Origin of the sequence: Marinobacter sp. C2H3, assembly GCF_037080155.1 — a bacterium.
In the GTDB taxonomy this organism is placed as follows: domain Bacteria; phylum Pseudomonadota; class Gammaproteobacteria; order Pseudomonadales; family Oleiphilaceae; genus Marinobacter.
The window spans coordinates 179,829-193,043 of sequence record NZ_JBBBNZ010000006.1; the positions used below are offsets into that span (position 1 = coordinate 179,829).

General features: G+C 59.3%; 14 protein-coding genes and 5 tRNA genes. All 19 read right to left on the reverse strand.

The window, feature by feature from the left end; translation table 11 throughout:
• Positions 1-165 precede the first annotated feature (165 nt).
• On the reverse strand, positions 166-540 hold the full coding sequence (gene rplL, locus V3388_RS15455; RefSeq protein WP_336368472.1) for a 50S ribosomal protein L7/L12: 375 nt from the start codon (positions 538-540) through the stop codon (positions 166-168).
• 40 nt (positions 541-580) lie between these two features.
• Positions 581-1,111 carry a 50S ribosomal protein L10 gene (gene rplJ / locus V3388_RS15460; RefSeq protein WP_336368473.1) on the reverse strand — a complete coding sequence of 177 codons (531 nt, stop codon included), beginning with the start codon at positions 1,109-1,111 and terminating at the stop codon, positions 581-583.
• 225 nt (positions 1,112-1,336) lie between these two features.
• The gene (gene rplA, locus V3388_RS15465; protein ID WP_336368474.1) at positions 1,337-2,035 is read right to left on the reverse strand and encodes a 50S ribosomal protein L1; all 699 of its coding nucleotides are present in this window, start codon (positions 2,033-2,035) and stop codon (positions 1,337-1,339) included.
• 1 nt (position 2,036) lies between these two features.
• Positions 2,037-2,468 carry a 50S ribosomal protein L11 gene (gene rplK, locus V3388_RS15470; RefSeq protein WP_336368475.1) on the reverse strand — a complete coding sequence of 144 codons (432 nt, stop codon included), beginning with the start codon at positions 2,466-2,468 and terminating at the stop codon, positions 2,037-2,039.
• A gap of 116 nt (positions 2,469-2,584) precedes the next feature.
• Entirely contained in the window at positions 2,585-3,118 is a 534-nt protein-coding gene (gene nusG / locus V3388_RS15475) for a transcription termination/antitermination protein NusG (RefSeq protein WP_336368476.1), read from the reverse strand.
• A gap of 12 nt (positions 3,119-3,130) precedes the next feature.
• Positions 3,131-3,499, reverse strand: a complete 369-nt coding sequence (gene secE, locus V3388_RS15480; RefSeq protein WP_336368477.1) for a preprotein translocase subunit SecE — start codon at positions 3,497-3,499, stop codon at positions 3,131-3,133.
• Positions 3,500-3,532: 33 nt separating this feature from the next.
• Positions 3,533-3,608 (reverse strand) — tRNA-Trp (locus V3388_RS15485).
• Positions 3,609-3,654: 46 nt separating this feature from the next.
• Positions 3,655-4,851: an elongation factor Tu gene (gene tuf, locus V3388_RS15490; protein WP_336368468.1), complete on the reverse strand. Its 1,197-nt coding sequence runs from the start codon at positions 4,849-4,851 to the stop codon at positions 3,655-3,657.
• A 51-nt stretch (positions 4,852-4,902) separates the two neighbouring features.
• Positions 4,903-4,978 (reverse strand) — tRNA-Thr (locus V3388_RS15495).
• A 12-nt stretch (positions 4,979-4,990) separates the two neighbouring features.
• A tRNA-Gly gene (locus V3388_RS15500) sits at positions 4,991-5,065 on the reverse strand.
• 11 nt (positions 5,066-5,076) lie between these two features.
• Positions 5,077-5,161: transfer RNA gene (locus V3388_RS15505), tRNA-Tyr, on the reverse strand.
• Between the two features lie 40 nt (positions 5,162-5,201).
• Positions 5,202-5,277, reverse strand: a tRNA-Thr gene (locus V3388_RS15510).
• Positions 5,278-5,308: 31 nt separating this feature from the next.
• Positions 5,309-5,962, reverse strand: coding sequence for a hypothetical protein (locus V3388_RS15515; RefSeq protein ID WP_336368478.1), 654 nt, complete (start codon positions 5,960-5,962; stop codon positions 5,309-5,311).
• Complete coding sequence (locus tag V3388_RS15520) at positions 5,959-6,687, reverse strand: type III pantothenate kinase (RefSeq protein ID WP_336368479.1); 729 nt, start codon at positions 6,685-6,687, stop codon at positions 5,959-5,961. The genes V3388_RS15515 and V3388_RS15520 overlap by 4 nt, the downstream gene beginning before the upstream one ends.
• Positions 6,684-7,646 (reverse strand): biotin--[acetyl-CoA-carboxylase] ligase, encoded by a 963-nt coding sequence (locus V3388_RS15525; protein WP_336368485.1) that lies wholly within the window; start codon positions 7,644-7,646, stop codon positions 6,684-6,686. The genes V3388_RS15520 and V3388_RS15525 overlap by 4 nt, the downstream gene beginning before the upstream one ends.
• A 78-nt stretch (positions 7,647-7,724) precedes the next feature.
• A complete protein-coding gene (locus V3388_RS15530) occupies positions 7,725-10,103 on the reverse strand; it encodes a DUF6160 family protein (RefSeq protein WP_336368480.1) in 2,379 nt (792 codons plus the stop codon).
• A 22-nt stretch (positions 10,104-10,125) separates the two neighbouring features.
• Complete coding sequence (locus V3388_RS15535) at positions 10,126-10,677, reverse strand: hypothetical protein (protein WP_336368481.1); 552 nt, start codon at positions 10,675-10,677, stop codon at positions 10,126-10,128.
• Positions 10,674-11,633, reverse strand: coding sequence for a hypothetical protein (locus tag V3388_RS15540; RefSeq protein WP_336368482.1), 960 nt, complete (start codon positions 11,631-11,633; stop codon positions 10,674-10,676). Before V3388_RS15540 ends, V3388_RS15535 begins: the two co-directional genes overlap by 4 nt.
• 125 nt (positions 11,634-11,758) lie before the next feature.
• Entirely contained in the window at positions 11,759-12,958 is a 1,200-nt protein-coding gene (locus V3388_RS15545; RefSeq protein ID WP_336368483.1) for a DUF6160 family protein, read from the reverse strand.
• Positions 12,959-13,215 lie beyond the last annotated feature (257 nt).

Here is a 13,215-nt window from a genome sequence, read left to right on the forward strand (position 1 = left end):
GGCATATCGCGCCGTCTTGGACAAGACTCTGGCCGTAGGTTACCGATCAGGGACTACCCTGTTCGTGAACACCAGACTCTATAGCATATACAACAGAAAAAGGCCGGTGGCGAAAAGCCACCAGCCTGTCCATGCTAATGCACGGTGTCGATCAACAGCCGACGATTACTTGAGCTCAACAGAAGCGCCTGCTTCCTCAAGCTTCTTCTTGGCTGCTTCGGCATCGGCTTTGGAAGCGGCTTCTTTAACGGTAGACGGAGCACCGTCAACCATTTCCTTCGCTTCTTTCAGACCCAGACCGGTCAGTTCACGAACGGCCTTGATAACGTTGACTTTCTTCTCGCCAGCGCCGGTCAGAACCACGTCGAACTCGGTCTGCTCTTCAGCAGCTTCGCCAGCAGCGACAGCAGCCGGAGCAGCGGCAACGGCTGCAGCAGCAGACACGTTGAATTTCTCTTCCATTGCTTCAACGAGTTCTACCACTTCCATGACGCTCATTTCAGCAATTGCGTTCAGAATATCGTCTTTAGACAGAGCCATGACTTTCTCCCAAAAATGTAAAAAATGGTGTTCAACAGAATCAAGCAGCTTCTTGCTTCTGGTCGCGGACTGCAGCTACAACACGCGTGATCCTGCCCGGAATGTCGTTCAGGGTGCGTACGAGCTTGGTAACTGGTGCCTGTGTAACGATGGCCAGTCTGGTCAACGCTTCGTGCAGCGTCGGCAGGCTTGCCAGGCGGTCGATCTGTTCCGGGCCCATCAGCTCACCGCCGACGGCCAGACCCTTGATCTCAAACGCCTCTTTCTCTTTGGCAAAATCCTTCAGCAGGCGCGCAGCGGCACCCGGATCTTCCATAGAGAACGCCAGAATGGTCGGACCAACCAGCGCCGGGTCAATGCACTCGAACTCGGTACCGCGAATGGCAATCTTCGCCAGGTTGTTACGAACAACCTTCAGGCGAACATTCTCGGCACGAGCCTTGGCACGCAGCGCCGTCATGTCACCGGAGGTGACACCACGATAGTCAGCCAAAACCACAGACAGAGCAGTACCAGCAGTCTCGTTGACTTCAGCGACGATCGCTTTCTTGTCTTCGAGTCTAATTGCCACTGGTTTTCTCCTCGATTTCGCCGGCTTGCGCCAGCAAACCCATCTAAGCCTCTTGCGAGGCGCCGAACGGTGTTTGGGTTCAGAGAGAACGTCGTCACACCGTCTGCGCAGGCGTTGCTTTAACCCTTTTAGCTCCCCGGTGACGAGCCGGGGCACCTCGGGGGCCTGCGGTCTTTGACAGCCTTGGCTTCCGCCTAGACTACAAAGTTACCATCGTTCAGACGATCAGATGTTCAGACCGCTCTGATCGATGGTCAGGCCAGGACCCATGGTCGACGACAGGGTGATCTTTTTCAGATACACGCCTTTTGACGACGCAGGCTTGGCCTTTTTCAGGTCTGCCACCAGAGCCTCAAGGTTCTCCTTGATGGTCTGGGCAGAGAATTCCACGTTACCCAGCGGAGCGTGGATAATACCGTTCTTGTCGGTACGGTACCGAACCTGACCGGCTTTCGCGTTCTTGACTGCGGTCTCGACATCCGGAGTTACCGTGCCCACTTTCGGGTTCGGCATCAGGCCGCGGGGACCAAGAATCTGGCCCAGCTGACCGACAACGCGCATGGCGTCCGGGGTCGCGATAACCACGTCGAAATCCATGTTGCCTTTCTTCACTTCATCAGCGAGGTCGTCCATGCCGACGATGTCGGCACCAGCGGCCTTCGCCTTGTCGGCGTTGGCACCCTGGGTAAAGACCGCAACACGGACGCTCTTGCCAGTGCCGTGAGGCAGGACGGTGCTGCTACGGACTACCTGGTCGGATTTACGCGCATCAACGCCCAGGTTGACGGCAACGTCCAGAGACTCCTTGAACTTGACGCTCTGGCCCAGCTCAACCAGGAGGGCAACGGCCTCGTCCACGGAGTAGGCACGGGTGGCGTCGACTTTTTCGCGAATCAGCTTCTGACGCTTGCTCAGTTTTGCCATGTTAGAGGCCCTCCACGTTCAGGCCCATGCTGCGGGCAGTTCCAGCAATGGTGCGCACCGCTGCGTCCATATCGGCCGCAGTCAGGTCTGGCTCTTTGGTCTTGGCGATTTCTTCGAGCTGAGCGCGAGTCACGGTACCAACCTTGTCGGTATTCGGGCGACCTGAGCCGCTCTTGATACCAGCCGCTTTCTTCAGCAGGACTGCCGCAGGCGGCGTCTTGGTGATAAAGGTAAAGCTGCGGTCGCTGTACACGGTGATAACGGTCGGAATCGGCAGACCGGGCTCCATACCCTGAGTCTTGGCGTTAAACGCCTTGCAGAATTCCATAATGTTGACACCGCGCTGACCCAGCGCCGGACCAACGGGGGGGCTCGGGTTGGCCTGGCCGGCAGCAACCTGAAGCTTGATATAAGCGTCAATCTTCTTTGCCATAATGGTTCTCCTGTGGGTTCAAACGCCTTTCGGCTCCCCGGTTTAACAACTGCGTCTTGCAGACACAAAAAGCCCGCAACGCCAACGCGCGCGAGCTTTCCGATTTCTGAGCGTCCTCAGTCCTTTTCGACCTGACTGAACTCCAACTCCACCGGAGTGGACCGACCGAAAATGAGAACCGCTACTTTGACCCGACTCTTGTCGTAGTCCACTTCTTCGACCACGCCATTGAAATCCGCAAACGGACCTTCAACCACGCGAACAATTTCGCCCGGCTCGAACAAAGTCTTCGGCTTCGGCTTGTCAACGCCGCTTTCAACGCGGCGAAGAATGGCCTCTGCCTCGCGCTCCGTGATTGGCGCGGGCTTGTCCTTGGTGCCACCAATAAAGCCAAGTACCCGAGGCGTATTTTTCACAAGGTGCCAGGTTGCGTCGTCCATTTCCATCTGGACCAGTACGTACCCGGGATAGAACTTGCGTTCGCTCTTGCGCTTCTTGCCATCGCGCATTTCAACGACTTCTTCAGTCGGCACGAGAATCTCGCCGAACTTCTCTTCCATGCCGTTGAGTGCAACACGCTCTTTCAGAGTGCGCATTACGTGCTTCTCAAAGCCAGAATACGCATGAACCACGTACCAGCGCTTAGCCATTGCCCACTCCCGTTAACCTATGAATCCGGCGACCAGCCAACTGATCAGCGAGTCCATGCCCCACAGAACCAGCGCAAGCACGAGCACAAAGACAACCACAATCATTGTTGTCTGGATCAGCTCGGGGCGGGTCGGCCAGACGACCTTCCGCAACTCCACGCGCGCTTCCTTGAGAAGCTGGGCAAAACGGCGACCGCGACCGGTTTGAAGCGCGATCAGAACCGCTACGATGCCAAGACCTACGAGAGCCAGCACGCGATACAGCACAGACTCGGCGCTGAAATACTGATTACCCACCACGCCGGCGGCAATCAGAACAAAAACAACCAGCCACTTCGCAACATCGAAACGGCTGGCTGACTGAACGGCTTTTGACTCCATAGGAATCAGCTTATGTATCCGGATGTTAAAAAATGGCAGGCCAGGAGGGAATCGAACCCCCAACCTGCGGTTTTGGAGACCGCTGCTCTGCCAATTGAGCTACTGGCCTGCACCGAACGAACAACTCAGTGCCATACAACCTGAGTGACCAGCGGTCACTCCAGGATCTTGGAGACCACGCCGGCACCAACGGTACGACCGCCTTCACGAATCGCGAAGCGCAGGCCATCTTCCATGGCGATCGGAGCAATCAGGGTGACGCTCATCTTGACGTTGTCACCCGGCATTACCATCTCAACACCTTCCGGCAGTTCGCAAGAACCGGTCACGTCAGTGGTCCGGAAGTAGAACTGCGGGCGGTAGCCCTTGAAGAACGGGGTATGACGACCACCTTCTTCCTTGGACAGTACGTACACTTCGCACTCGAACTTGGTGTGCGGCTTGATGGTACCCGGCTTACACAGAACCTGACCACGCTCAACGTCGTCACGCTTGGTACCACGCAGCAGAACACCGACGTTCTCACCGGCACGGCCTTCGTCCAGCAGCTTGCGGAACATCTCAACGCCGGTACAGGTCGTCTTGACGGTATCCTTGATACCAACAATCTCGATTTCCTCACCAACCTTGATCACGCCCCGCTCAACACGGCCAGTGACCACGGTACCACGGCCGGAAATGGAGAAGACGTCCTCGATCGGCATCAGGAACGGCTGATCAATCGCGCGCTCCGGCTCAGGGATGTACTCGTCCAGGGCCTCGACCAGCTTCTTGACAGCGGTGGTGCCCATCTCGTTGTCGTCTTTACCTTCCAGCGCCATCAGCGCAGAGCCGGTAATGATCGGGGTGTCGTCGCCCGGGAAGTCGTACTGGCTCAGCAGATCGCGAACTTCCATCTCGACCAGCTCCAGAAGCTCCTCGTCGTCCACCATGTCGGCCTTGTTCAGGAACACGACGATGAACGGTACGCCAACCTGACGGGACAGCAGGATGTGCTCACGGGTCTGCGGCATGGGGCCGTCAGCAGCGGAGCACACCAGGATAGCGCCGTCCATCTGTGCCGCGCCGGTGATCATGTTCTTCACATAGTCGGCGTGGCCCGGGCAGTCAACGTGTGCGTAGTGACGGGTCGGGGAATCGTACTCAACGTGGGAGGTCGCGATGGTGATACCACGCGCGCGCTCTTCCGGAGCGTTGTCGATCTGGTCGAATGCACGGCTCTCGCCAGTGCCCCAGACTTCGTGACATACACGGGTCAGGGCGGCGGTCAGAGTGGTCTTACCATGGTCAACGTGACCAATGGTGCCCACGTTTACGTGCGGCTTATTACGCTCAAATTTTGCTTTAGACATTCGACCAATCTCCCTAATCAACCAGGACTGTAACGTTGACCGGATTAAAAATGGAGCTCATGGGCGGATTTGAACCGCCGACCTCACCCTTACCAAGGGTGTGCTCTACCAACTGAGCTACATGAGCGCAAAACCAAATTGGAGCGGGCAGCGGGAATCGAACCCGCGTCATCAGCTTGGAAGGCTGAGGTAATAGCCACTATACGATGCCCGCAAGCAATAAAGTGGTGGAGGGGGCAGGATTCGAACCTGCGAAGGCGATGCCGTCAGATTTACAGTCTGATCCCTTTGGCCACTCGGGAACCCCTCCCGTACAACCTCACCTCTGGTGACGCTGCTTAAAACTTAAATGGAGCTGGCGGACGGAATCGAACCCCCGACCTGCTGATTACAAGTCAGCTGCTCTACCAACTGAGCTACGCCAGCTCACGTTCGCCTCGTCAGCGAGGCCGGTATACTACGGACTTTTATCTGGCGTTGCAACACCCTCGCAAGGGTCGATTTCAACAAGTTCCAGATCGTGCCCACTATCCGCAGCAACCGCCTGAACCGTACGCTCTACGAGGTCCGGCTCAGCCTGAAAATCGAGGGCGTAGCTTATCTGATTTCTCTGGTAGTTGGCTAGTACTGCATTGAGATTCTGGCGCTTTTTTTCTTCCAGCACGGATATTGCCGCTTCCCGAGACTCAAACAACCCCAGCGATATCGCGTTCCGGTACTCGCCTTCGGTCACCAGGTACGAATCAATACCCCGGCGCTGTATATCCCGGAAGTCCTGCAGGGCCTGATCGTGGGGGCGCGGGGGCAGGATCACCCAGTACAGCGGCGGCCGCTCCCGGACCACCTTCTGCACCTCAGGCTGCCAATGCGCGAGTAACGGCACTGTTTCCGCCAGCGCCAGCGCCGCATCCGGCTGGTCAAACCACCCAAGACGCACACAGTCCATCGTCCCTTGGGCAGACGGGCGCTCGGCGGCCACCCGTAAGCTACTGACCCGGGGCAAGGGGCCGCTGGCCACCACACCCGACCGATCGGACGGGCGCCCCTGGTCGGCGAGCCACCACAACCCGGCGTTCAGGCACAGCACAAGCACCAGCAGCCAGCGGGTCATGCCTGGCTTTCCCGGTCTACGGCCGAAAGCCCATCGAGGACGATATGCGGCTGCCACTGCCCGGCGAGCCCAAGGCGAATCAGCGCTTCCGCATCACCGCCGGTGACCAGGATCCGGGTCAACCCGCTGCGCCGGGCGTCCATGGCAACCCGCTCTGCCGCAGCGGCCAGCAACCAGGCAATGCCATGATGCACACACTCGTCGGTGCTGGCACCTGGTTCAACGGAGGCCAACGGCGCCTCGGCAAACCGAACCCGCGCCGAATCCGACTGCAGGCTCCGTCGCATCATCCCAACGCCCGGCAGGATATAACCGCCAAGATGCGCGCCAGCGGGATCAACCATATCGACGGTAATCGCGCTGCCGGCATCCACCAGTACAAAACCACCCCCGCCCTGGCACCAGGCACCGTACATACCATGCCAGCGATCGGCGCCCATGCGCTCAGGAGCCGCATAGGCATTGACCAGCCCCTGTCGATGCGACTCTGACCAGTAACACCGGGGAACCACGCCAAAGCGCTGCTCCAGATACGCGGTTAGCGCTTTCCGGCGAGCTTCCGACGCCACCGTAGACATCGCAATCCTACTCACCGGTACGTTAACAGGCACGCCGTGAAGCGGATCCTCCCGTTGACTGTCGCCGCTGCCGTAGCGAGGCGCCTCACCGTCGACCTCCAGGCACCACTTGAGCCGGGTATTGCCCGCGTCGATCAGCAGCCTCATGAGGCGGCCCGGAGACTGATTTCGCCAGCGCGCACTGCAACGCGGCCCTCGTCCGTATCGAGCAGATAGTTTCCGCTGGCATCAATGCCGGCACCGATGCCGGCAAGCGCCCCATCCCTGGCCCGCAACGCCTTATCCCGGAAGATGTCCCGGCTTTGCCAGGGCTCGATGAACGGTGCAAACCCCTCGCCGGCGAATTGATCACTGCAGGCGAGGATTCGCCCGAGAATGGCCGCGGCAATCCGGTTTCGGGACCAGTGCTGCTCCGGGTACGCCAGATCCAGGCTGCGCCAGGGCTGGTCAACGCCGCCGGCGTCATTCATATGTACGTTGATGCCGATACCAACAATGACCTGGGCGATGCCCTCCTGCCATTCCCCCTGCAGCTCCACCAGGATTCCACCAAGCTTCCCTCCGGGCGCAAAGATGTCGTTCGGCCATTTCAGGCCGACCTCGGCGGCGCCCAGGGATTCAAGGGCTTCAGCCACCGCGACCCCAAGTACGAGACTGAGGCCGTCCAGCGCCGCAAACCCTCCCTGGAACGTCAATCCAAGGCTCATATACAGGTTTTCACCCTTGGGGCTCTGCCAGGTGCGACCCCGCCGCCCCCGGCCAGCGGTCTGGCAATCGGCAATGCACACGGGGATGCCTGCAGCCGTGGGCCAACGCCGAATGACTTCGGCGTTGGTGGAGTCCACCGCCTCAAGCAGGGTAAGGCTGAGCCGACGCCGCTGATCGTCGGCAAGCGCGGCCACCAGGTCCGCTTCATCGAGCAGATCCACCGGCTGCAACAGCCGGTATCCCCGCCCTCTCACCGTCTCGATCTGGCAGCCTTCGTCCATGGCTTTGCGCAACTGTTTCCAGACCGCCGTGCGACTGACGCCCAGCTGTTCGGCAAGGTGCTCCCCCGAATGGACCTGGCCATCCTGGAGCAGCGAAAGTACGGCATTGGGTTTCATGGCAATCTGGGTGTCCAGCAAGTGAATCTCGCCGGATTAAACACCAGCGGCTTGCAAATTACAAAAAGCAGGCCGTCCTCACGGTATGGGCGTGGCGGTCAGGTTCGCCTTCAGATTCATGTTCTGCAGCTTGATGCCATAAACCGCTGTCTGTGCGCCGCCCACCGGGTGCACCAGGTCGACCCGGCCGACGTTCAGCTCCCGGAATGACGATTCGGCACGAACGGCAAAGCCCAGAGGGCGGTTCAGGCGATCCTCAGGAGTCGGGTTGCTGACGTAACGGTAACCGGCCGCCGACGAGGGGTCCTGAATCTTCTCGTCGCCCCTCGCGCCGACAACCCCCAGCGCATCGGGGCCGTCCTGCTTCTTGATCACCCGGGTCTGATAGACGTCCAATGCCAGGTCCGTCCGGATGCCGTACCGATTGTCATCAACGCCATCTCCATTGGCGTCCACGCCATCGCTGGTGTAAATGTTATCGAGTACCACGGCCATGCCAGTGCCATTCACCGGCCGCCCCTGTGCGTCGCGAGTCCGATTCGTTTCCCAGGCCAGGGCATTGCGCCGGCCGGAGCCATCCGCCGGCGCCAGCAGCTGCTTGAGACGAATGGTCATCCCCTCTTCGCCGCGCATCTCCCAAACACCTCCAGTGGCCGCACAGTCCCCTGCCGTTGAACCCACCCCTCCGGCACATACATTCCCGGCTCCGCCCGGTATGAGGGTAAGCGTGCTGCCTTTCTCAAATCGCGATACCACCAGTCGCCCAAAACTCTGGCCGGACGACTTATCCCCCACCCGGACATTGCCAATGTCCATCGTGCTCCAGCTTTCACCTCCGCCCAGCACCACCCCCTCGTCGGTGACATCCAGAGTCATATCCCGGACATGGCCGTCGTATTCCACTTCGGTCAACCACAGACCTTTCTGAGGCATTTCTCCAGCCCCTTCATCGTAAGGTGCGGCGATCACAGCCGCCTTACCGTTGTGCAGCTGGATGTCTGAATTGATGGTGAGCCCCTCACCGGAAGCACCGCCGGGAGCCAGAGTCAGTTGTCCATCCAGCTCGAATTCGTAGGCCGGATAGATGCCGAGCGCCAGAAGCAACTCCGTCCCTCCCTGGAGTGGCGCATCCTCACTGCCCACTCGCAGACCGTTGATTCGGTAGCCTGCTTTCACGCCGTCAAAGCCAATGCGCAGGCCGTCGTAGAACTGGGTGCCATTGCGAACTTCGTGACGGGTCACGTTGACCGTCACGTCCCCGCGACCCCAGGATTGCAGACCGCTGAAAATGACCCGATTGCCATCCTCGGTGTAGCTGAGATCCGACAGGCTGAGGCTCCATTCCGCCGCGAGCCTGAGCCCCTGCGGGCCGGCATCCGGGTGGCCGCCACCCTGAAGGTAAAGGGCGTTGGTGTAGGACTGTCCGTTATGGCTCTGGTCGGCAAACAGAAAACTCAGGTCGATCCGACCGAAACTCCGACCACTGTCGCCGACGTCGACGGCGCCGACCGAGAACGTCCCCTCAAGGGAGTCGACGGCGAGCGCGAGTGCAGGACGGTCCTGCCAGTCCCGGGCCACATCGATGGTCAGGTTATTGATGCGGTAATCTCCGGTAATGTCCCGCAGTGCCAGAGCATGGCCATCGTCGAGGTACAGGAAATTGGCCGAGTGAATGGTGGTCTCGTGGTTGAGCGTCATGCCCTCCCCGTCCCGGCCGCCGGCCGCCAACCGGGTATGGGAGCTGAGGTCATAGTCCAGGCGGATACCGCCGTAGCTGGCCAGTGGTAGGCCGGTCGTCACATCGGTACTGCGCCCATGGTTGAGCGGGTTGCCACTGAACCGGATGGCCCCCACCGCCAGTTGCCCGGTCATGCGGGGCACGTTCAACGCCAACGCGCCATCAACCACGTCCAGAGTGACGCCCAGCGCCTCGGTGGTGAGGGTCATGTCGTCGAGGAAAATCTCGTTGCCGTTGGTGCGATAGCCCAGGCGGCCTCCGGTCATGGTGTAGGCGGTATCAAAGGTGTATCCATGGCCGGTCGCACCGCCGGGGCGCAGGGTCAGGTGGCCGTCCAGGGTGTGGTCGAAAAAGACGCCCCCCATGCCAACGCCGGGAGCGCCCGCCAGACGAACGTCCCCAAACTCAATACGCCGGTCTTCGATCAGATAGTCCAGGTTCAGCGAGGCATCGTCGCGGACATCAATATCGATACGATGATGTGCTGTCCCGCCGGGATCGCTGGCCGAACCTACCCGGACATCCCGAAGCTCCACGGCGTTTCCGTCGTCCACGTAGGATAGCCCGTCCGCGCGAAGGCCAAGGTCCATCTCCAGGGTGATGCCGCTCTGCCCCTGAATGGCTGAGAGCGTCTCGTCGTCAAGGCGCTTGAGATCCGCAACTGCCGCGGATGACGTGACGGCGGCGAGGAGGGTGATCAGTGAGAGTCGCTTTGTCATCGTGGGTCCTGCCCTTGCCTGCTCAGGGGGTACCGCTGGGGAACACCAGCAGATTGCCTTCCATGATGACCTGCCCACGCATATCCACCGTGAAGATATCCGTCTGCTGAAACCCCGGATCGGTCGGCGTGGGCAGGTTACTGAACCCCATCTTGAAGCGGACGTCGTTGAAACGGACGGTATTGGGGAGGCCCAGCTCCAGCACGTCACCGCTGAACAGTGCACCGTCGCCGCCAAAGCCCGAGTCGATATACCGCGTCCGGAGAGTCAGTCCCTCGAACGAGAAATTGCCCCGGATATCGTCGAGCACCACCCAACCGCCGTTCTCTTTCAGCCGCCAAGCAAGACGGGCACCGCATTTTTTGGTGGCATCGTCACAGGCACCGAAGTAGTCGTTTTCGATGGGACCGCCCATTTCGTTGATACTGATGTCCCCGGACAGGTAAATGCCACCCTGGCCGGAAACGCTCGCCAGATCCTCATCGCCCAGACGGGTCATGTCGGCCCGCGCCACCGACGCAAACGACAGGAGGGTCAGCGTTGCGGCAACCACAACCGTGCGCAATACCGTCATGGTGCAAGATCCTTGGTCTGGATGTGGAGCTGCTGAATCAGCATTCCCTCAATCCGCGCCGACCCGAAGTCCTTGTCGCCGACGCTGAAATTTCCGATCGCCAGTCGGCCCCGGAACTCAGGATTGGTGTAATAGGCGTTGTATCGGTCCCAGGCCTGGGGGTTGCTGCTGCTTCGCAGCCCATCTGCGCCGATCTCGCCGGGCCGGGGGGCCGGCAACGCGGCGATGTCGACCTCAAAATTGCCAGAACCGTTTACGTCGAAGTACAGGGGTTGCAGCCGGTTCCCCAACGCGAGCTCCAGGGCAAAATTTTTCATCAGGATGCGCGAGCCGCAGCTGGATCCGTCCTGGGCGCAGGCATTAATGGAGACTTCCGGAGAGTAAAAGTTGAGGCGGAACTCTCCCACCATCTGATGCCGATCATCGTCACCCCAGAGGCGCAAATAGCTGCCATCCACCACCGCGCTTTTCGCATGAATGTTGATGTTGGCCGAGCGGTCGTCACCCACGGCCACGTTCATCTGCAGCCCGATGTCCGCGCGCTCTCCGATGTAGGACTCCGATGCGGGCCGGCTTGAACAGGTCCCACTGCCCGGGGCGGCAGACGCACCAAAGCAGTCAAAGCCGTCCGCGGGAGCCACCTGGGTTGGCGCAGCCAGCTGCAGAACGGCTATATCGGAAATGCCCAGCGTATTGCCGTCTACGACGTCAATTTCCCATGGGTTGATCAGGCGGCCCAGGTTCACGGGCTTCAGCAGTTGACCGTAATTGCTGCCGGACCCCGAGATGTACAGGTGGTTGACCGTGATGTCCACGTCACGACCGTCGCTGCTTTTGAGCCCGGATATCCGGAAAATGCGGGCCTGATTGCCATCGGCATCCGGCTGATCCGTGCCATGGGAAAAAATGAAGTTTTCCAGAACCAAACCGATGCCAGCGCCGTCGATCCGGGACATTTCTCCTTCAGATAGCCCTCGCAGCTCAGCCTGGGCAGGCAGACTGACGATTAACAACAACACCGCAACGTAGCGGAGGCTCCCTAGGGCATAGCGGCGAACGAAACGTGTCATACCAACGCTTCCTAGAAAAGGCCTTTGCCACGATCGATGTATTCGGTGCGATAGCGCTGTGTGCCGATCAACGCCTCCTGGAGATTCACTTCCGTTGCCCCATTCGGGATATTAAAGAAGGCACCGGCGGTTGCCCTCACCACATCTTCAGGGGTCATGTCAGTCTTACTGACGTCCTTGAGCCAGTCCAAATCCCTGGTCTGAAACGAAATGAAAGCGCCGTCAGCGGGACCGGTAATGGCGCGAACGCCGTTTTGTTCACCCAGCTGTCCCACGGGGAAGCTGTTGTAGATGTCCAAGTCAAAGCAGGAATCGATCCCCAACACCAGGCAGTCTTTGGCATACACGTAGATATCGCCGGAGGGACAGCTGAAAAATGAACAGCCGGGCACTTCGATCTCTGAACTTGACCCCCAGCCAATCAGATTTTTGACCGACCAGCGGGTAAACCCGCCCGCATCCCTGAGCACAAACTTCTCGCCGTCGGGCACTCCGATATACTCCGCCCGAACCGGGTCGAGGGAGCCAATGTTCGGATCACCGTCAGCGCCGTATACCAGCCGCGCCTTTGTTTCCAGCGGACTGTTACCTTCGAGCAAAGGCGTAAGCAGAACGATCAACTGATCAAAGATATTGCCGGATGAGCTTGCACTGGAGAGCCCCTCCCCATGGTCAATGATGTTGACATTGACGTTGCCGGTTAAGGTCTCAATGTTGCCGGACAACACCCCCATTGACTTACCGAAGCCGAGACGGACCCCGACCATTTCCTGGGTGGCCTGGTCGTAGGCGAACTCGAAAAACGGACTATCGATGTGGAAGGGCACGATCTCACCCTCGGCATAGGCGCTGCCATCTGGCTTGAACGTGCGGGGAGCCTTGGGGTTGGCGTCGTAGTAAGCCTGGTTGTTGATATAACCCAGCGCAAAGTTGCGGATCAGCACATCCGAGGTGCCGACTTTCTCTCCGTGCCGTTCGTACCGGCCGAGCTCAAGCACGTCAGCCTCGGTCTGAATATCAATATCCATACCGAGATTGACCCTGGTGTAGGCAATGTTGTCTTCCGGCGCAGGATGATACTGGCGGTCGACAGAAATAAAGGCCTGACCGGTCACTTCTGACATCTGCGTGTCAGTGATCGGACGGAGCTCGGCATAGGACGACGAAGCGGCCAACGCCAGGCATAGCAGTAATGCGGTTTTTGTACCCATAGTCACGCCTCAACAAACCGCTGTCCCTGTGGTCGCGGTGATGGCAGATAGACTGATGAGCGTCTCTGAGTTGCCGGGTTGGATACGCCGGTCTGGTTATGTAACCAAGGTTACTCAGGTTTACGAAATGTAACTGTGCGGGGCGTCATGAATTGGGGGTTTAGACAAATCGCAGACAATAAAAAACCCCAGCATCGCGAGATGCTGGGGTTTGGGTATTAAGAGCCTGACGATGACCTACTCTCGCATGGGCAGAA

Bases quoted from the DNA above. Each gene is read 5' to 3' on its own strand.
- rplK (WP_336368475.1), bottom strand. From the start codon at position 2,468: ATGGCAAAGAAGATTGACGCTTATATCAAGCTTCAGGTTGCTGCCGGC.
- V3388_RS15540 (WP_336368482.1), bottom strand. From the start codon at position 11,633: ATGTCCCGGATCGACGGCGCTGGCATCGGTTTGGTTCTGGAAAACTTC.
- tuf (WP_336368468.1), bottom strand. From the start codon at position 4,851: ATGTCTAAAGCAAAATTTGAGCGTAATAAGCCGCACGTAAACGTGGGC.
- V3388_RS15525 (WP_336368485.1), bottom strand. From the start codon at position 7,646: ATGAAACCCAATGCCGTACTTTCGCTGCTCCAGGATGGCCAGGTCCAT.
- V3388_RS15530 (WP_336368480.1), bottom strand. From the start codon at position 10,103: ATGACAAAGCGACTCTCACTGATCACCCTCCTCGCCGCCGTCACGTCA.
- rplA (WP_336368474.1), bottom strand. From the start codon at position 2,035: ATGGCAAAACTGAGCAAGCGTCAGAAGCTGATTCGCGAAAAAGTCGAC.
- V3388_RS15520 (WP_336368479.1), bottom strand. From the start codon at position 6,687: ATGAGGCTGCTGATCGACGCGGGCAATACCCGGCTCAAGTGGTGCCTG.
- rplL (WP_336368472.1), bottom strand. From the start codon at position 540: ATGGCTCTGTCTAAAGACGATATTCTGAACGCAATTGCTGAAATGAGC.
- V3388_RS15535 (WP_336368481.1), bottom strand. From the start codon at position 10,677: ATGACGGTATTGCGCACGGTTGTGGTTGCCGCAACGCTGACCCTCCTG.
- V3388_RS15545 (WP_336368483.1), bottom strand. From the start codon at position 12,958: ATGGGTACAAAAACCGCATTACTGCTATGCCTGGCGTTGGCCGCTTCG.
- V3388_RS15515 (WP_336368478.1), bottom strand. From the start codon at position 5,962: ATGACCCGCTGGCTGCTGGTGCTTGTGCTGTGCCTGAACGCCGGGTTG.
- secE (WP_336368477.1), bottom strand. From the start codon at position 3,499: ATGGAGTCAAAAGCCGTTCAGTCAGCCAGCCGTTTCGATGTTGCGAAG.
- nusG (WP_336368476.1), bottom strand. From the start codon at position 3,118: ATGGCTAAGCGCTGGTACGTGGTTCATGCGTATTCTGGCTTTGAGAAG.